This is a genomic window from Aeromonas sp. BIGb0445 (genome assembly GCF_024809075.1).
Taxonomy (GTDB): domain Bacteria; phylum Pseudomonadota; class Gammaproteobacteria; order Enterobacterales; family Aeromonadaceae; genus Aeromonas; species Aeromonas rivuli.
In genome coordinates, this window is sequence record NZ_JANUES010000003.1 from 616,620 (window position 1) to 632,642 (window position 16,023).

General features: G+C 59.9%; 21 protein-coding genes. 14 read left to right on the forward strand and 7 right to left on the reverse strand.

Annotated elements, in window-relative coordinates:
* Positions 1-252 precede the first annotated feature (252 nt).
* The 3 genes from M2367_RS09560 (at position 253) to M2367_RS09570 (ending at position 2,100) form a co-directional block, all read left to right on the forward strand.
* A complete protein-coding gene (locus M2367_RS09560; protein ID WP_042040221.1) occupies positions 253-594 on the forward strand; it encodes a DUF2956 domain-containing protein in 342 nt (113 codons plus the stop codon).
* Positions 595-753: 159 nt separating this feature from the next.
* Entirely contained in the window at positions 754-1,089 is a 336-nt protein-coding gene (locus M2367_RS09565) for a hypothetical protein (protein WP_042040220.1), read from the forward strand.
* Between the two features lie 147 nt (positions 1,090-1,236).
* On the forward strand, positions 1,237-2,100 hold the full coding sequence (locus M2367_RS09570; protein ID WP_259236536.1) for a tetratricopeptide repeat protein: 864 nt from the start codon (positions 1,237-1,239) through the stop codon (positions 2,098-2,100).
* Between the two features lie 29 nt (positions 2,101-2,129).
* Here M2367_RS09570 and M2367_RS09575 read toward each other — a convergent pair whose 3' ends face one another.
* Together M2367_RS09575 and fkpA are read right to left on the reverse strand one after the other, a co-directional pair.
* Complete coding sequence (locus M2367_RS09575; RefSeq protein WP_259236537.1) at positions 2,130-3,530, reverse strand: sigma-54 dependent transcriptional regulator; 1,401 nt, start codon at positions 3,528-3,530, stop codon at positions 2,130-2,132.
* A gap of 151 nt (positions 3,531-3,681) precedes the next feature.
* Entirely contained in the window at positions 3,682-4,506 is an 825-nt protein-coding gene (fkpA, locus tag M2367_RS09580) for an FKBP-type peptidyl-prolyl cis-trans isomerase (RefSeq protein WP_224432272.1), read from the reverse strand.
* Between the two features lie 119 nt (positions 4,507-4,625).
* On the opposite strand from fkpA, the gene M2367_RS09585 reads away from it, so the two are divergent.
* Both M2367_RS09585 and M2367_RS09590 read left to right on the forward strand, forming a co-directional pair.
* The gene (locus M2367_RS09585; RefSeq protein WP_224432271.1) at positions 4,626-5,594 is read left to right on the forward strand and encodes a WD40 repeat domain-containing protein; all 969 of its coding nucleotides are present in this window, start codon (positions 4,626-4,628) and stop codon (positions 5,592-5,594) included.
* A 13-nt stretch (positions 5,595-5,607) separates the two neighbouring features.
* Positions 5,608-5,823: a SlyX family protein gene (locus M2367_RS09590; RefSeq protein ID WP_224432270.1), complete on the forward strand. Its 216-nt coding sequence runs from the start codon at positions 5,608-5,610 to the stop codon at positions 5,821-5,823.
* Between the two features lie 74 nt (positions 5,824-5,897).
* On the opposite strand, the gene M2367_RS09595 is transcribed toward M2367_RS09590, so the two are convergent.
* Together M2367_RS09595 and M2367_RS09600 are read right to left on the reverse strand one after the other, a co-directional pair.
* Positions 5,898-6,527: a peptidylprolyl isomerase gene (locus M2367_RS09595; RefSeq protein ID WP_042040212.1), complete on the reverse strand. Its 630-nt coding sequence runs from the start codon at positions 6,525-6,527 to the stop codon at positions 5,898-5,900.
* A gap of 102 nt (positions 6,528-6,629) precedes the next feature.
* Positions 6,630-6,836, reverse strand: a complete 207-nt coding sequence (locus M2367_RS09600; protein WP_042040211.1) for a YheV family putative zinc ribbon protein — start codon at positions 6,834-6,836, stop codon at positions 6,630-6,632.
* 39 nt (positions 6,837-6,875) lie between these two features.
* On the opposite strand from M2367_RS09600, the gene M2367_RS09605 reads away from it, so the two are divergent.
* The 4 genes from M2367_RS09605 (at position 6,876) to M2367_RS09620 (ending at position 10,014) form a co-directional block, all read left to right on the forward strand.
* Positions 6,876-7,541 carry a hypothetical protein gene (locus M2367_RS09605; RefSeq protein ID WP_224432269.1) on the forward strand — a complete coding sequence of 222 codons (666 nt, stop codon included), beginning with the start codon at positions 6,876-6,878 and terminating at the stop codon, positions 7,539-7,541.
* Between the two features lie 163 nt (positions 7,542-7,704).
* On the forward strand, positions 7,705-8,604 hold the full coding sequence (locus tag M2367_RS09610) for a chemotaxis protein (RefSeq protein ID WP_224432268.1): 900 nt from the start codon (positions 7,705-7,707) through the stop codon (positions 8,602-8,604).
* Positions 8,585-9,037 carry a hypothetical protein gene (locus M2367_RS09615; protein ID WP_259236538.1) on the forward strand — a complete coding sequence of 151 codons (453 nt, stop codon included), beginning with the start codon at positions 8,585-8,587 and terminating at the stop codon, positions 9,035-9,037. The genes M2367_RS09610 and M2367_RS09615 overlap by 20 nt, the downstream gene beginning before the upstream one ends.
* A complete protein-coding gene (locus tag M2367_RS09620) occupies positions 9,031-10,014 on the forward strand; it encodes a hydrolase (RefSeq protein ID WP_259236539.1) in 984 nt (327 codons plus the stop codon). Before M2367_RS09615 ends, M2367_RS09620 begins: the two co-directional genes overlap by 7 nt.
* On the opposite strand, the gene M2367_RS09625 is transcribed toward M2367_RS09620, so the two are convergent.
* A complete protein-coding gene (locus tag M2367_RS09625; RefSeq protein WP_259236540.1) occupies positions 9,996-11,141 on the reverse strand; it encodes a diguanylate cyclase in 1,146 nt (381 codons plus the stop codon). The two genes, M2367_RS09620 and M2367_RS09625, sit on opposite strands and share 19 nt — an antisense overlap.
* A gap of 82 nt (positions 11,142-11,223) precedes the next feature.
* On the opposite strand from M2367_RS09625, the gene M2367_RS09630 reads away from it, so the two are divergent.
* From M2367_RS09630 to M2367_RS09640, 3 genes are all read left to right on the forward strand, one after another.
* Entirely contained in the window at positions 11,224-11,460 is a 237-nt protein-coding gene (locus tag M2367_RS09630; RefSeq protein ID WP_259236541.1) for a YheU family protein, read from the forward strand.
* Between the two features lie 89 nt (positions 11,461-11,549).
* The gene (locus M2367_RS09635) at positions 11,550-12,419 is read left to right on the forward strand and encodes a phosphoribulokinase (RefSeq protein WP_005896722.1); all 870 of its coding nucleotides are present in this window, start codon (positions 11,550-11,552) and stop codon (positions 12,417-12,419) included.
* 16 nt (positions 12,420-12,435) lie between these two features.
* Positions 12,436-12,972 carry a DUF4136 domain-containing protein gene (locus M2367_RS09640; protein WP_259236542.1) on the forward strand — a complete coding sequence of 179 codons (537 nt, stop codon included), beginning with the start codon at positions 12,436-12,438 and terminating at the stop codon, positions 12,970-12,972.
* Between the two features lie 73 nt (positions 12,973-13,045).
* Here the strand turns inward: M2367_RS09640 and M2367_RS09645 are convergent, their stop codons facing one another.
* Both M2367_RS09645 and M2367_RS09650 read right to left on the reverse strand, forming a co-directional pair.
* The gene (locus M2367_RS09645) at positions 13,046-13,345 is read right to left on the reverse strand and encodes an MliC family protein (RefSeq protein WP_042040200.1); all 300 of its coding nucleotides are present in this window, start codon (positions 13,343-13,345) and stop codon (positions 13,046-13,048) included.
* Between the two features lie 37 nt (positions 13,346-13,382).
* The gene (locus M2367_RS09650) at positions 13,383-13,787 is read right to left on the reverse strand and encodes an OsmC family protein (RefSeq protein WP_042040199.1); all 405 of its coding nucleotides are present in this window, start codon (positions 13,785-13,787) and stop codon (positions 13,383-13,385) included.
* Positions 13,788-14,210: 423 nt separating this feature from the next.
* Between M2367_RS09650 and crp the strand changes: the two genes are divergently transcribed.
* Positions 14,211-14,849: a cAMP-activated global transcriptional regulator CRP gene (crp, locus tag M2367_RS09655; protein WP_005896734.1), complete on the forward strand. Its 639-nt coding sequence runs from the start codon at positions 14,211-14,213 to the stop codon at positions 14,847-14,849.
* A gap of 195 nt (positions 14,850-15,044) precedes the next feature.
* Complete coding sequence (locus M2367_RS09660) at positions 15,045-15,845, forward strand: putative RNA methyltransferase (RefSeq protein ID WP_259236543.1); 801 nt, start codon at positions 15,045-15,047, stop codon at positions 15,843-15,845.
* The last annotated feature ends 178 nt before the right edge of the window (positions 15,846-16,023 follow it).

A 16,023-nucleotide genomic window follows, 5' to 3' on the forward strand; every position in this document is an offset into this window, starting at 1 on the left:
TTTTGTTAGTATTTAGTCTGACCATTCCGACTTTGGTCAGGGGCAATATATCAACGATTGATATCCAATCGGCATCCTGCCCGGGAAAAATGACATAAGTGTGATCTCGGCTTATTTCCAATTAGCTCAACAAGATTGGCAAACGTTTTTCTGCAGATGAAGGCCATCGCCCAGCTCTGGAGAGACCCAACACCGCTGCCGTCAGCGCCATGGCTATGCCATAATGCGCCCTCGCCCACATGGAGCAGCCAGATGGCCAAGTACGACAAAATTTCCCCTGAGACCCAGCAGGCGGCCTTGAGTGTGGCTCGCGCCAATCAAAAACCTGGCCAGACCAAGGAGCAGACTCAGCTGATCGCCCAGGGTATTCAAAAGGGCATCGAAGAGTACAAGAAGCAGATGAAGACCCGCGCCCGTGAGGCCAGCCGTCAGAAGAAACAGCAGAGCCGCAGCAAGGCGCCAGCGTCCCACACGCCAGAGGAGGAGTCCGCCATCGAGCTGGTCGAGGTGAGCCGTCAACACCCCCTGCCCTGGCTGCTGCTGGCGCTGAGCTGGGCAGGCTTTGCCGCCTGGTACTGGTTGAACCGCCACTGATCGCACCTGAGCGGCACGCCATTCGCAAACCTTTGCCTGGGATCTTCCTCACAGGACGGGTCCATTCGGCTGGTCAAGGGCCCGGCACACTGGTTAAATCCGCCACCCAGCCCTTGTCACATTCTGCGTCACCCCATTCGTTACTCACAGGACAGCATCATGAATCCGGCTCCTCTCTACCTGCTCGCGCCCCTGGTGCTCTTTATCGTCACCCTGGTGCTCTATCGCATCTCGCCCCTGCGCGCCGTGGCATCGGGCAGCGCCCGCTGGTTCATCCTGCCCGCCTTCACCCTGTTTATCCTGCTTATCGTCATCAACGGCGCCGCCGACCCCAGCCTGCGCAGCCCGGGTTTTCACTGGCTGATGCCAGGGCTGGGCTTTGCCCTGTGCCTGTTCCCTGCTCTGCCCAAGGCGCTGGTGCCACGTCTGGCCATCAAGGAGGGTGCCTTCGCGGCCCTGGGGTTGATGATGATGAGCCTGGCCATGGTCTACTGATCTAGCCGGTAAAAATGACGGGGCGACAGGCCCTGTTGCTGGGGCCCCGCCAGTCTGTCTGCACGTGATCAGGCTGTGACGGGGCCCTCTTGTATGAAGAGTGGTCAAGAGGCATGGTATCATCAGGACGCATGGCACGGAGGCCAGATGCAGATCGACTTCATGACCCTCTGGGATTATCAGGATCCCGCCACCAGCGCCATGCGCTTTCAAACTCAACTCGCCGAGGCGGTCGCCAGCGGCGATCTCCCCCTCGAACTCGAGCTCATTACCCAGCTGGCACGTACCCACTCCCTGCGCCACCAGTTCGATGAGGCTCATCAGCTGCTCGATGCCATGACGCCCCGCCTCACCGCCCACACGGAACGGGCCAGGCTCAGGTGGCTGCTCGAGCGGGGACGCTGTTTCAACAGCGCAGCCGACAAGGAGGCCGCCCGTCCCCTGTTCGAACAGGCCTGGCAGTTGGCTCTCGCCCTGAAAGAGGATTACCTCGCCATCGATGCCGCCCACATGGTCGCCATCGCCGCACCGCTGGAGGAGCAGAGGCGCTGGCACCAGCTGGCGATGGCACTGGCGGAGCGCAGCAGTGACGAGAAGGCCCGCGGCTGGCTCCCCAGCCTCTACAACAATCAGGGCTGGACGCTGTTCGAACTGGGTCGTCTGGGAGAGGCCCGCCAGTATCAGCAAAAATGCCTGGCCTGGCACGCGCAGCACCACAACCCGGCCAAGGCCTTTATCGCCCGCTGGAGCCTGGCGCGGCTAACCCGGGCGCAAGGCTTGCACGAGCAGGCACTGACCGAACTGACGCAGTTGCAGGCACAGATGGTGGAGGCCGGCGAGCCAGAGGATGGCTATCTGTTCGAGGAGCTGGGGGAAAATGCACTGGCGCTGTCTGACCCGGCCGCGGCCGAATACTTCGCCCGCGCCTGGTTTCTGCTGTCACAGGATCCCTGGCTCAAGGGCAACGCGGCAGAGCGACTGGCCAGGCTCAAGCAGCTGGCCAAGCTCTAGACCGGGGCGACCCAAGCGCCGCCCACCACTCAGGCCAGATCAGCCTCTTCCCAGCTCTGTTTCTTGCGGTAGATGGTGGAGGGGCTGATCTCGAGCAGGGCCGCCGCCTTGGGGATGTTGCCATCACAGCTGGCGATGGCCCTCTCGATGGTCTCCTTCTCCACCTGCCAGAGCGGCCGGATCGGCCCTGCCTGATCGCGACTGCCGACCTGAGTCTGCCCCTGACTCAAGGGGGGTGGCGCGACCCCCATGCCCCCATGCAACGGTGGCGGCAGTATGGCCGGGCTCACGATGTCGCAATCGTTGAGCACCACTATGTTGCGCACCACGTTTTGCAACTCGCGCACGTTGCCGGGCCAGGGGTAATCGAGCAGCACCCGTACGGCGCCGGCATCGAAGTCCTTGAAACGTTTATTCTCCTCCCTGGCATAGCTCTGCAGCAGATTACGGGCCAGCAGCAAGATGTCTTCGCCGCGCTCGCGCAAGGGGGGCAGGGTGAGCGGGATCACGTGCAGGCGGTAGTAGAGATCCTCCCGAAAACGTCCCGCCTTCACCTCGGTCAGCGGATCCCGGTTGGTGGCGCAGACGAAGCGCACGTCCACCGTCTCCAGCTTGCCGCTGCCGACCCGCTGCAAGGTGCCGGTCTGAATGAAACGCAGCAGTTTGCTTTGCAAGTCGAGATCCATCTCGCAGATCTCATCCAGAAACAGGGTGCCGCCATCGGCCAGGCTGGCCGCCCCCTTGCGATCCCCCTGAGCGCCGGTAAAGGATCCCTTCACGTGGCCGAAGATCTCGCTCTCCATCAGATCATGGGGAATGGCGGCGCAGTTGAGTGCGATGAAGGGCTGATCCCGACGGGGGCTGCATTGATGAATGGCCTCGGCGCACACCTCCTTGCCGGTGCCGCTCTCCCCCATGATAAAGACCGTCGCCTTGCTCGGCGCCGCGCTCTCTATGATGCGATAAACAGCCTGCATCGGCATGGACGAGCCGATGAAGCCGGCGAAGGAGCTGCGCTCGAAGTTCTCCCGGTATTGGGCCACCAGAGAGCTGAGCTGCTGATGATTGACCGCATTGCGCACAGTGGCGCACAACCGCTTGCCATCAAACGGCTTGGTCAGGAAGTCAAAGGCCCCCAGACGCATCGCCTCCACCGCCACATCCACCGATCCGTGAGCGGTGATCACCACCACGGCACTCGGTAACTGCTGCTCGGTGATCTGCTGCAATATGTCCATCCCCGACATGTCCGGCAGTTCAAGATCGAGCAGCACCACCGTCGGCGGCCGAGTCAGCAACAGCTCGATGGCCCGCTGGCCACAGTCGGCCAAGGTGACCTCATAGCCCTCCTGACGCAAGTACTGCTCGTAGACCACAGCCAGACTGCGGGTATCTTCCACCAACAGCACTCGGGGTTTGTTTTCCGCCACGGCGACTCATCCTTGCAATTGATTTGCTTGTCTATTTTGATGGGCTATCGCCACGGACTCAAGCCTGCGATGGTTGCTATCTTCCCCCTAAACGGGGCTGGCACCAATAAAAACGGCTCCCGAGGGAGCCGTTTTTCATCACAGGGTCGCCTTACTGCTTGGCAGCGGCGTCCGCTTTGGCGGCATCGCCTTCGGCAGCCGGCTTCTCGATGGCGAGCAGCTCAACGTCAAACTCCAGTACGGCGTTCGCCGGGATGGAGCCTGCGCCGTGCTCACCATAGCCCAGCTTGGAGGGCAGGAAGAATTTGAACTTGGAGCCAACTGGCATCAGCTGTACGCCTTCGGTCCAACCCGGGATAACCTGGTTGAGCGGGAAGGTCGCCGGCTCACCGCGATCGACGGAGCTGTCGAACTTGGTGCCGTCAATCAGGGTACCGGTATAGTGAACCTTGACCACGTCGGTGGCTTTGGGTTTGGCGCCGTCACCCATCTTCTCGACCTGATACTGCAGGCCGGATTCGGTGCTCTTGATGCCCTCTTTCTTCAGGTTGCCGGCCAGGAACTCTTCACCCTTCTTCAGGTTGTCCTGTGCATCCTTGTCAGCCTTGGACTTGGTCAGTTCGTTGATCTTGGCGTCATAGGCCTGCAGCACTTTCTGGATCTCTTCATCCTTCATGTCTGCCTTCTTCTCCAGGCCGTCGGTTACCCCTTTGAGAATGACGGCGTTATCCAGCTTGATACCGAGTTCTTGCTGGCGCTCGAGGGTATTGGCGATATAACGACCCATGGAGAGGCCAATAGCATAACCAGACTGTTCTTCGAAGCTCTTGGCATCAGCCTTAGGGGCCTCTGCCGGCTTGCTGGCTTCTGCCTTCACCTCTGCATTCTTGGCGGCAGGGGCTTCATCTTTTTGGCAAGCAGTCAGACCTACGGCAACGGCCGCGGCCAACAGGGACACCTTCAGAAAATTGTTCATCAGTTTCTCCAAAACTCTAAATACCGCTCTCGGTTCCTTCGTGAAATGAGAGGTTTATCGTGATAAGCGCCTTATACTAACGCCGTGATCGCAGGTAACGAAAGCATGAGACAGGAAAAATGATAAAAAGTGCCATTTATCTTATCGGTATTTGTCTGATACTGACCGGCTGTCATTCGGAGCCTCCCTCCGACCGCCAGATCCCCCTCTCCAGTGTCGGCGCCGTGAGCGCGGATTTGAGTGCAGATGGCAAGCTGGCCCTGGTCACCAGCATCGAACAGGGCACCCTCGCCTGGGATCTGGAGCACGACAAGCAGTTATGGCGCTGGCACCTGTCTGACAGCCCCAAGGAGCAGGTGTTTATCACGCGTTTCGGGCCGGGCGACAGCCATGCCGTGATAGCGAGCCTGGACACCTTTGCCATCTGGCGACTGGATAATGGTCAGGCAGAAGGCTACTACTCCCTGCCCGAATCCAGGCTGCGCGACATCGCCATCTCGAGCGATGGTCATGATGTGCTGGTCGGGCGCGAAGATGGCAAAGCGGAATGGATTGATACCCGCACCGGCCGTCGTTTGCAGTTTCTTGGTCATACCGAGCAGGTCAACAGCGTGGACCTCTCCCCCAATGGCCGCTACGCCCTGACCGGTGGCAATGACTACAGTGCCTACCTGTGGGATACCCAAAGCGGCCAAGTGCTGCATCGCTTCAACCATGAGGGACGAGTGGTGATGGTACGGCTCGACGAGTCCGGTCGCTATGCCTTCACCGCCGACAGTCGCAGCGGTCGCATCTGGGATCTGGTCAGCGGCAAGGAGTTGAGCCGGCTCGACAAACAGGCCCGTTTCGAGGTTTACACCAGCGCCCGCTTCGTCAATCAGGGGCAATGGCTGGTCACCGGGGCCCCGTCGCGCAAGCTGACCCTGTGGCAGGTAAAGGATGGCAAGGCGCTGGCAAACTGGGCGGTGGCCCCTCGTCCCGGGGTCAAACCACCGAGCGCAGTGGTGTACGCCGCCGCTTTGCGCGACAATGACCACCTCGTCAGTGCCAGCTCCAGCGGCCTGGCAGAAATCTGGACCATCAAGTGAGGACCCAAGGCCCATGAGCCAGCAAGAACGCGAACGCATCGAACTCCTGGAAACCCGTCTCGCCTATGCCGAGTACACCATAGAGCAGCTCAATGACGAAGTGACGACCCAGGGCCGCGAACTCGACAGGCTCAAGCATCAGATCCAGTTGTTGATCGACAAGCTGCAAGGGGTGGAGCCGAGCCAGATCGCCAGCATGGCCGAAGAGATCCCCCCTCCCCATTACTGAGTCGCCGCAGACAATGGATCGCCCATAAAAAAACCCGCGCCAGGCGCGGGTTTTTTACGAAAGAAGGCAGGGGATCAGTGTTGATGATCCTGGCTGCCGCAGCTGCCGCCACCGCAGCAACCGCTCTTCTCTTCGGCTGCATCATGGCTGTGAGCATGATGACCGCCGCCGCAGCAACCGCCGCCGTGGTCGTGATCATGGTCGTGGCCGTGATCATGACCGTGGTCATGACCGCAACCACCGGCACCGTGCACATGGCCGTGGGCCAGCTCTTCGGCGGTGGCGGCACGCACGTCTTTCACTTCCACCTTGAAGGCCAGGGTCACACCGGCCAGGGGATGGTTGCCATCAACCTTGACGAAGCTCTCGGATACCTCGACCACGGTCACGGGACGGTGACCATCGTCAGTCTCTGCCACAAAAGTATCCCCTTCGGACACTTCCATGCCATCGAACAGTTCGCCCGGCACTTCTTGTACCAGGGTCTCGTCAAATTCACCGTAAGCCTGGGCCGGGGCCAGGGTCACTTCGAAGGCATCGCCCACACTGCGACCTTCCAGCTCGGCTTCCAGGCCGGAGACCAGGTAACGAGTGCCGTGCAGATAGATCAGCGGCTCTTTGCCGACTGTGGTGTCGATGACTTCACCGTGCTCGTCGGTGACCGTGTATTCCAGCGTGACTACGCTCAGGGGAGCTACTTTCATGTCAGTGATCCTGCGAATAGAGAGAAAAAACCGGCTCAGAATACCCTAAAAAGCAGGGCAAGCATATGGTGAGCGCCACTGAGGGGTCAGGAGACTCCGCCCTTATTCCGGCCGGAATACCCCTATGACCTGCTCAGCTTGACGGCCCGCCTCGGTCACGGCTGCCTGGGTCTGCACCTGGGTATCACCGCACTCGACACAGGTCACCTTCTCGACTCCATGCTCCATATACAGCATCATGGTGTCAATTTTGCCGCACGCCGGGCATTTGGCCCCGGCAATGAAGCGTTTTTTACGTCTGGTTTCCATTTTTGTTACCTCCAGGCAGCATCATATCAGGATTTACCCATGCATCACGCCATCGAATGCCAGCATTTTTCTCCCCGCTATCTGCAGGTCGGTGCCCGCAAGCGCGCACCCCAGGGTCAATTGCTGCACCTGATCAAGGGCGTGGCGTTGCTGCGTCTCGGCCAACATGAGCTGCTGATCCCCGCTGGCAGCAGCTTCTGGCTGCCCGCCGATGCCCTGGCCGCGTTTACCCCTCTGGCTGGCTGCGAGTACGCCCTGTTGAGCTGCTCCATGCGCCTGTCCCAACCGGGCCAGTCCGGTTGGCTGACCCCTTCCCCCCTGCTCGGCGCCTTGCTGGCCTCTCTGCACCACTGGGATCGCCCCCGTGATTGGCAAGGTCCTTATGGTCAACGACTGCAGGTGATCCACGATGAGCTGCAGCACAGTCCACTTATCCCTCAGGTTCATGGCGCCTTGCAACAGGCCTGGCAAGATCTGGCCAGTGGCAAAGAAGAGGCGCAGGCCAGCTGGAACAGCATCGGGGGGCAGTGGCTCGATGGCGCCGCACTCGCCAGTCAATGGCGTCTGGTGCAAGCGCTGCGCCTGCTCAAGGGGGGGAGCAAACAAACGGCCCTCGAGGCCAAGCTCCACTATAAAGAGGGAGAGCTGGAGCAAGCCTGCCAAGAGTGGCTTGGCTGCCCCCTGGCCGAGGCGCCAGGCCGCTAATCCGGCGCCAGCATCTCGGATGCCAGGTCCAATGCAGACACTCACCGCCAGGGAGGATTACAGATTTCCCCTTGGCGGTCGCTAACAGAACAGAACCTAGGCATGCTAGTGAATCAGAGCCCGCTCGCTTAGCCCCTCTTCTCTCGAACACAGGATTTTTGCCATGAAAAGCAAGGCCAACCAATCTCAGGGAATGTTGCTGTTTCACCTCGCCGCTCGCCAGTCATTTGCCATCGGTACCCTCAAGGTGAAGGAGATAGTGCCCTATACCCGATTGACTGCCCTGCCTCACTCCCATCCGACCGTGCTTGGCGCCGCCAACATGCGTGGCACCACTATCCCCGTCATCGACATGGCCATGGCGGTGGGTTATCGGCGGATCAGCGACGAGGAGATGGCAAGCTGCTTCATCATCATCACCGACTGCCGCCGCACCCTGGTCGGTTTTCTGGTGCGCGGCATCGACAAGATCACCGAGTGCAACTGGCGCGACATAGCGTCGCCGCCCCCGGCCCTTGGCAGCAATGTTTTCGTCACCGGGGTGACCCGGGTCAATGATCAGCTGGTCCAGCTGCTGGACGTGGAACTGATCCTGTCGCGGGTCTACCCGGACGATCCCAGCCATCTCTATCCGGTGCTGACCGATGTGCAGCGGGAGCGCATCAAACCGATGCGGATCCTGCTGGTCGATGACTCCTCCGTGGCGCGCAAGCAGCTGACCGCCGCCCTCGACTACATCAACATCCCCTACGAGGTATGCACCAACGGCAAAGATGCCCTGGCACTGATGCAGGACAGGGCCAGCAAGGGGGTGCCCATCGACATACTGGTGAGTGACATAGAGATGCCGGGACTGGATGGCTACGAGCTTGCGTTCGAGGCCCAGAGCGATGCGCGTCTGGCCGGCGCCTACATCATATTGCACACATCTCTGTCGAGTGAGATCAGCGTCGAACGCGCTCATCAGGTCGGTGCCCACGAGGCACTCACCAAGTTCGAGGCCAATGAGCTGATCCAGGCTATGTTACGTGGAGCCGAGCACCATGACAGCCTGGTCAGCTAAACGCCATCTGATGATACTCACCAAGAGCCCAACCCTCACCGGAGCGGATCCAGAGGATCATGGTTACGTGGCGCCGAGCACCATGACAGCCTGGTCAGCTAAACGACATCTGATGATACTCACCGAGAGCCCAACCATCACCGGAGCGGATCCAGAGGATCATGGTTACGTGGCGCCGAGCACCATGACAGCCTGGTCAGCTAAACGCCATCTGATGATACTCACCGAGAGCCCAGCCCCCACCGGAGCGGATCCAGAGGAGCATGGTTACGCGGTGCCCAGCACCATGACAGCCTGGTCAGCTAAACGCCATCTGATGATACTCACCGAGAGCCCAACCCCCACCGGAGCGGATCCAGAGGATCATGGTTACGTGGCGCCGAGCACCATGACAGCCTGGTCAGCTGATCTGGATCGGGAGCCCATATGCTGACCGAGAGTCATTTTCGCGCCCCCTGGTGGGCCCGCAATCCCCACCTGCAGACCATATTGCCCAAGTGGTTGCGCCGCAGGCCAGTCCGCTACGTGGCCGAACGTTTCGAACTGCCGGACGGGGATTTTGTCGATCTGGCCTGGAGCGGCCCGATCAGCACAGATAACCGGCCACTGCTGGTGCTGTTTCATGGTCTGGAGGGCAGTGTGGAGTCCCACTATGCCCGCGGCATGCTGCAACACTTGCAGCAACGGGGGGAAGAGGCGGTGCTGATGCACTTTCGCGGCTGCAGCGGCGAGCCCAATCGCCTGCTGAGTGCCTATCACTCCGGGGCCATCGAGGATGCACTGGCACTGCTCGCCGAACTGGCCCGCCGCTTTCCTGGCAAGCCCCTGCTAGCGGTAGGCTACTCCCTGGGCGGCAATATGCTGGTCAATCTGCTGGCCCGTGCCTGTCCGCCCGCCCTCAAGGCGGCGGCGGTGGTCTCGGCGCCGATGCGACTCGATGCCTGCGCACACAGGGTCAATCAAGGGTTCTCCAAGGTGTATCAGCGCTACCTGCTCGGTACCATGCGCGCACATTTGTTGAGCAAGCTGGCGGTTCACCCCCAGGCCGCGGCGCACTTTCGGGCCGGAGATATCAAGGGTATCCGCACCCTCTACCAGTTCGACCAGCAGGTCACGGCACCACTCCATGGCTTCGAGAGTGCGGATCACTACTACCAGTGCTGCTCGGGTCTGCCGCTACTGGGCCAGATTGCGGTGCCGACCCTGATCCTCCATGCCGCCGACGATCCCTTCATGACCCATGAGGTGATCCCGCAAGCCGAGCATCTCTCTCCCTCGGTGCAATATGAATTGAGCCAGCAGGGCGGCCATGTCGGATTCGTCTATGGCTCCCCCTGGCGACCCCGTTTCTGGCTGGAGGAGCGCATCAGCCAGTGGCTTGGGGAACAAGGTTACGGCGCGACCGAGTAACCGTCACGCCCCTGCTGCTTGACCCGATAGAGCGCGTCATCGGCCCGTTCGAGCAACATAGACAGCGTCTCGCCCTGTCGCCATTGAGCGATCCCCTGGCTCAGGGTGAGATGATCCGCAACCTCTGACCCCTCATGTCGCAAGGCACGCTCGGCCAAGGTGCTGCGAATGCGCTTGGCGACCTGCTCTGCGCCTGCCAATCCCGTCTCCGGCAGCAAGACAACGAACTCCTCACCGCCATAGCGCGCTACCAGATCCCTGGGCTCACGCACACTCTGCGTCAGACATTCGGCAACCAGGATCAGGCTCGCATCCCCCGCTTGATGACCGTAGCCATCGTTGTAACGTTTGAAGAAGTCCACATCGAGCAGGATCAGCGATAACTGGCGATCCGCGTCGCCATTGGTCAGGGTCTGCTCTCCCTCCTGATCGAAGTGGCGACGATTGGCAAGCCCGGTCAGCGGGTCCTGGTGCGCCAGCGCATCGAGCTGCTTGACCATCAACAGCTGTTCATATTCACGATTAACCGCCAGCACGAACCAGCTAAGCAGCATGCGACGCCCCGACTCCAACAAAATAAGCAGGATCAGCATGCCGGCCCCGAAGAGCCAGGGAAACGCCACCGCGTTGATCACTACATGGCTAGTCAGGCTCGTCAGAATAGGCAGGCAGAAGCCGTACAGGACCTGGCTCATGGGATAAAACGAAATGAGTCCAACCAGCAGCAGGGTGGTCGCTACGGCAGGCTCCATGGTTCCCCTGCCGGGCAGCTCTGTCTTGAGCAAGGCATAGATGGCACTGGCCCAGAGGCATCCCCATAGCAGCGCCAGAATGAAGACCGCCTTGCGCCAGCATGTCAGCGGCCATCGGTCCAGCCAATACCAGAGCAGCGGTTGCAGGATCAGTACCAGCGCGAGCAGTTCGACATGGATGAGCTGCCAAGGCAGAGCTCCCTGCACCACCAAAGGGGCATCGTGCATCGCCTTGACATGAAACCACATGAAGGCGGCGAGCATCAGCTGTATACCCCAGGCCCAGTGGGCCCCTTTGAGCAGCGCCTGGCGAGTAGCTTGCGCGAGCAAACGTTGCAACTTCGGCGATTGACGCCGATTTGATAATGAGGTCATTGCTCTCCCGGAGAAAGAAAAACAGTTTGCAGCGAAGGCGCCCTGATCGACAATGGTGCATCCGCATTTAAGGGCACACTCTATGATCATTCCTTGGCAATCCTTGGAGTTCGACACCCTGCAACGATTAATCGAACAGTTCGTATTGATGGAGGGTACCGATTATGGTGAGCAAGAGTCCAGCTTGGCCGACAAGGTCGCCACCGTGCTGGCGCAGTTACGCCAGGGCAGCGCGGTGATAGTGTACAGTGAACTGCACGAGAGCGTGAACATAGTACCGACCGATCGATTCGACGCATCCAAGGCTGAGATGCCCTAGGGCAAGCGCCCACCTGCCGTACCCGTTCGGCTCATTCTCATGGACAAACCCTCTTCATTGCAGGGACAACAGCAAGGAAACAGACGCTTATGTCGGCCAAGCATCCCATCATAGCGGTCACCGGTTCCTCCGGCGCCGGTACCTCCACCTCCACCAATGCCTTTCGCTCCATGTTTCATCAACTCGGCTATCAGGCGGCGGTGATCGAGGGAGACAGCTTTCATCGCTACACCCGCCCCGAGATGGACGTCGCCATCCGCAAGGCCCGCGAACAGGGCCGCCATATCAGTTACTTCGGACCCGAGGCAAACGACTTCGCCCTGCTCGAATCCTTCTTCCAGCAATATGGCCAGGATGGCAGCGGCCAGTATCGACGCTATCTGCACTCCTTCGACGAGGCGGTGCCCTTCAATCAGATGCCGGGCACCTTTACCCCCTGGCAGGATGTCGCCAGCGAAACGGATCTGATGTTTTACGAAGGCTTGCATGGGGGGGTCGTCACCGAGGATCACAATGTGGCTCGCCATGTCGACTTCCTGATAGGGGTGGTGCCCATCGTCAACCTGGAGTGGATCCAGAAGCTCATTCGTGACACCTCGGAGCGCGGTCACTCCCGGGAGGCGGTGGCCGACTCCATCGTCCGTTCCATGGATGACTATATCAACTTCATCACTCCCCAGTTCTCGCGCACCCATATCAACTTCCAGCGAGTACCGACCGTCGACACCTCAAATCCCTTCAGTGCCAAGATCATACCTAGCCTGGATGAGAGTATGCTGGTGATCCGTTTTCGCGGTATCAAGAACGTCGACTTCCCCTACTTGCTATCGATGATCGATGGCGCCTTCATGTCGCGCATGAACACCATAGTGGTACCAGGGGGAAAGATGGGCTTCGCTATGGAGCTGATCTTGCGTCCCCTCATCCAGCAACTGATCGAAACCGGAAAAATCACCTGAGAGTGAGGAGCAAACTATGCAGACAGCCCTGAAAAAACTATCCGCACTCATGCTGTTTGGGCTGCTCGGCGGCTGCAGCAGCGGCCACCAGGCTCCCGTGGTCGACATGGGCACACAGGTGATCCGCCCGGCCAGCCACTGGCCTTTCCCGGCCCAGCCACGCTACGCCCTGGCCGAGCAGTATCAATATGCGGGAGCCAGCACCGAAGGCTGGCTCGAGCCGATACAGCAGGCGGTGAGCCAGCATCTGGATGCCAAGGGCTGGCGCAGTGCCCCTCTGGATGAAGCGGATGTCTGGGTCGCCATCGGCGTCGCCGGTGCCCAGGATATCAGCGATGATGAGTTGTTCACTCGCCTCGGCATGAACCCTGGCGTACAAGCCAAGGCAGGAGAGCGCAAAGGAACCCTCGCCATCATCTTGCTGGACAGAGCCCATCAGCAGGCGGTCTGGAGCAGCGTTATCCAGCTGACCACTGACAGTGCCATTCCCGCGTCCGATCGGGCCGCATTCAGCCAGGAACTGGCCGCCAAGATGCTGGGCAAGCTCCCCTGAGCCTTGGGTCAGAACCCCCCATAAAGAGAGAGGCCTGCAGGATGCAGGCCTCTCTCTTTGCTGACGCCAACGGCTATTTCAGCGTGCAGTTCATCAGGGTGACCCCTTTCTGGGTCAGGGTCAGCTGGTCGCCTTGAGTCCAGAACATGGTCACACCATCGGAGTAACGAGCGCTATCTTTCTCGGACTCGACGCGATCCAATTTCTGATACACCCCGTTCAGGGGAAACTGCACCATGTCGGCCTGGGGATCATAGGTCACCGCCAACATCTCTTCACCACACTGGTACTGATTGTATTGATACTGGGTCGGCTGCGGTGAGCTACAGGCGGCCAGCCCCAGCAGGGGGATCAGAGCGACTAGTTTCTTCATTGCACTTTCCTTATGTGATGACGAGCGAAGCTGGGGTTCAGGCCTCAATGATTTGATAACTATGGGTAATTTCGACCGCTTTTTCCAGCATTAGGGAAACTGAACAGTACTTCTCCATGGAGAGGTCAACGGCGCGGGCCACCTGCTTTTCAACCAGCCCTTTACCGGTCACGACGAAGTTCAAGTGAATCTTCTCAAACACCCGTGGCACAGTATCGACCCGTTCACCGGATAACTCCACATGGCAGGCCGTCACGCTCTGACGTGCCTTCTCCAGAATGGAAACCACGTCGATGGAGCTGCAGCCACCAACCGCCAGCAGGATCAGTTCCATCGGGCTGGCCCCTTCTCCCGGGTTGGCGCCATCCAGGATCACCTGATGGCCAGACTCACTCTGCCCCACAAATTTCATGCCTTCAACCCAGCTGACCTTGGCTTTCATCTTCACTCACCTCATGCATCTATATTGGTGTCCGGGCGGACGCGATGCCATAGCATACCTCAGCCGAGCCCCCGACTGCATCTGGCGTCCGCCCGCCAACACGCCGGGACACCATGGCAGCCAAGGCGCCTTGCGAAAAAGCGCCACGAGAGCAGGCTCATATCGCCGTGGCCACTCTCTCTTCTCCTTGATTGCCCGTTGGGGCGCCGAGAACCTGTGGCTAACCGGATCAAAATCAACGTTTACGGCATTTATCTTCCCTAGAATGCCTGTCCAGTGCAGTAGCTGGCGTCCAAAGGAGGCCCTAAGCCTTGTCAGCACAGACAAAGGCTCTTATCCTACTGCCACTGACACAAGGAAGGGCAAGACTGGCAACTTGTCTGGACGCATAACGTCCCGTAAAGACACTACAGAGGAAATCTCATGGTCATTGGCAAACCGCAAAGCGATCCCACCCTGGAATGGTTCTTGTCGCACTGCCACATTCATAAGTATCCCGCCAAGAGCACCCTGATCCATGCGGGTGAAAAAGCGGAGACCCTGTATTACATCGTCAAGGGTACGGTGGCTGTCCTCATCAAGGACGATGAGGGGAAAGAGATGATCCTCTCCTATCTCAACCAGGGGGACTTCCTCGGCGAGATGGGCATGTTCGAAGAGAACGATAACCCGGAGCGCAGTGCCTGGGTCCGTGCCAAGGGTCCCTGTGAAGTCGCCGAGATCTCCTACAAGAAGTTTCGTCAGCTGATCCAGGTCAACCCCGAGATCCTGATGCGCCTCTCCGGCCAGATGGCGCTGCGTTTGCAGCACACCAGCCAGAAAGTAGGTAACCTGGCCTTCCTGGATGTCACAGGCCGGATCGCTCAAACCCTGCTCAACTTGGCCAAACAGCCAGATGCCATGACTCACCCGGATGGCATGCAGATCAAGATCACCCGTCAGGAGATAGGCCAGATCGTCGGCTGCTCCCGTGAAACCGTCGGCCGCATTCTCAAGATGCTGGAAGAGCAAGAGCTCATCTCCGCCCACGGCAAGACCATAGTGGTGTTTGGTACCCGCTGATCGCGGCATCCTCACCCAAGACAAAGGCTGCCCAGGCAGCCTTTTTCGATCCCGGTCCGGTCAAGAACATGCAGCGCCAAGATAAAATGCATCGAGGCCGCCCTTTTCGGCGCAATCCCCCTATAATGCCCCCCTATCAGCAGTCTCAGCATCAGGCTCGGCCTGCAAGTACTCTAGATCCGAAGCGAGAATCCCATGCACCTGCAATGTCCCCGCTGCCGCAGCCCACTGCACCTTCATCAGGCCTCCAACGGTCGCTACTGCGATAACAAGCACCACTTCGACCCGGAACCTGAAGGTTATCTGGACCTCATCCCGGGCAAGAAAAACCCCAAGGATAGCGACAGCCGCATGTTGATGCGTGCCAAGCGCAACTTCCTGGAACAGGGCCACATGCAGCCCCTGGTCGAGGCCATGGCCACCCTGCTCGCCCCCCTGGGTGAGCGTGAGCTTATCCACCTCGGTTGCGGCGAAGGCTACTACTGCCGAGCCCTGGCCGGGCGTCTGCCTGGCTGGCGCTTCGCTGGCGTCGATCTGGCCAAGAATGCCATCTTCGCCGCCAGCAAGGCGCAGCCGGAGGCCAGCTTCATCATCGCCGATCCGGCCCGGGCCCCGCTTCAATCGGGCCAAGCCGAGCTGCTGCTGGTCAACGACCTCAAAGTCAAAACGGAGCAGCTGTGCGACTGGTTGGCACCGGGTGGCTATCTGCTTCATCTGCAGCCCGGCCCACGCCACCAGTGGCAACTGAGGGTCAGCCTCAATCCGGTCAGCATGGAGCACCCCCTGAGCTGGCCGACCCTGACCGGTCTGAGCCAGGTCGCGCAGCAGCGCAGCCAGTTCTCCCTGACCCTGGATCAGAGCCTGCGCAGCTTCGTGCTCGAGACCAGCCGTCTCGGCTGGCGTGCCGATGCCGAGCAGCGTCACCTGTTCACTCAGCAAGGTCCGGATGAGTTGGAACAGGATCTGCTGCTGAGCCTGTGGCAAAAGCCGCTCTGAGCAACGGTCCGGGTGCATGGACAAGGTAAATAACAGAGGCCCAGCAGGGCCTCTGTTATTTCAAGGATGATGGCGACGCCCTGGCTGCCAGCAGGCCCCGCCAGGGGCAAGGTATCACGCCTTGACTGCGGGTAATGCGCAGCCCTGCGTTACCCGATGCCATGCCCCCTCACCCAGC

What these genes read in the sequence shown, in the direction of transcription:
- M2367_RS09585 (WP_224432271.1), top strand. Translation starts at nt 4,626, where the DNA reads ATGATAAAAAGTGCCATTTATCTTATCGGTATTTGTCTGATACTGACC.
- M2367_RS09560 (WP_042040221.1), top strand. Translation starts at nt 253, where the DNA reads ATGGCCAAGTACGACAAAATTTCCCCTGAGACCCAGCAGGCGGCCTTG.
- M2367_RS09650 (WP_042040199.1), bottom strand. Translation starts at nt 13,787, where the DNA reads ATGAAAGCCAAGGTCAGCTGGGTTGAAGGCATGAAATTTGTGGGGCAG.
- crp (WP_005896734.1), top strand. Translation starts at nt 14,211, where the DNA reads ATGGTCATTGGCAAACCGCAAAGCGATCCCACCCTGGAATGGTTCTTG.
- M2367_RS09590 (WP_224432270.1), top strand. Translation starts at nt 5,608, where the DNA reads ATGAGCCAGCAAGAACGCGAACGCATCGAACTCCTGGAAACCCGTCTC.
- M2367_RS09625 (WP_259236540.1), bottom strand. Translation starts at nt 11,141, where the DNA reads ATGACCTCATTATCAAATCGGCGTCAATCGCCGAAGTTGCAACGTTTG.
- M2367_RS09570 (WP_259236536.1), top strand. Translation starts at nt 1,237, where the DNA reads ATGCAGATCGACTTCATGACCCTCTGGGATTATCAGGATCCCGCCACC.
- M2367_RS09595 (WP_042040212.1), bottom strand. Translation starts at nt 6,527, where the DNA reads ATGAAAGTAGCTCCCCTGAGCGTAGTCACGCTGGAATACACGGTCACC.
- M2367_RS09620 (WP_259236539.1), top strand. Translation starts at nt 9,031, where the DNA reads ATGCTGACCGAGAGTCATTTTCGCGCCCCCTGGTGGGCCCGCAATCCC.
- M2367_RS09565 (WP_042040220.1), top strand. Translation starts at nt 754, where the DNA reads ATGAATCCGGCTCCTCTCTACCTGCTCGCGCCCCTGGTGCTCTTTATC.
- M2367_RS09645 (WP_042040200.1), bottom strand. Translation starts at nt 13,345, where the DNA reads ATGAAGAAACTAGTCGCTCTGATCCCCCTGCTGGGGCTGGCCGCCTGT.
- M2367_RS09615 (WP_259236538.1), top strand. Translation starts at nt 8,585, where the DNA reads ATGACAGCCTGGTCAGCTAAACGCCATCTGATGATACTCACCAAGAGC.
- M2367_RS09660 (WP_259236543.1), top strand. Translation starts at nt 15,045, where the DNA reads ATGCACCTGCAATGTCCCCGCTGCCGCAGCCCACTGCACCTTCATCAG.
- M2367_RS09635 (WP_005896722.1), top strand. Translation starts at nt 11,550, where the DNA reads ATGTCGGCCAAGCATCCCATCATAGCGGTCACCGGTTCCTCCGGCGCC.
- fkpA (WP_224432272.1), bottom strand. Translation starts at nt 4,506, where the DNA reads ATGAACAATTTTCTGAAGGTGTCCCTGTTGGCCGCGGCCGTTGCCGTA.
- M2367_RS09605 (WP_224432269.1), top strand. Translation starts at nt 6,876, where the DNA reads ATGCATCACGCCATCGAATGCCAGCATTTTTCTCCCCGCTATCTGCAG.
- M2367_RS09630 (WP_259236541.1), top strand. Translation starts at nt 11,224, where the DNA reads ATGATCATTCCTTGGCAATCCTTGGAGTTCGACACCCTGCAACGATTA.
- M2367_RS09640 (WP_259236542.1), top strand. Translation starts at nt 12,436, where the DNA reads ATGCAGACAGCCCTGAAAAAACTATCCGCACTCATGCTGTTTGGGCTG.
- M2367_RS09610 (WP_224432268.1), top strand. Translation starts at nt 7,705, where the DNA reads ATGAAAAGCAAGGCCAACCAATCTCAGGGAATGTTGCTGTTTCACCTC.
- M2367_RS09600 (WP_042040211.1), bottom strand. Translation starts at nt 6,836, where the DNA reads ATGGAAACCAGACGTAAAAAACGCTTCATTGCCGGGGCCAAATGCCCG.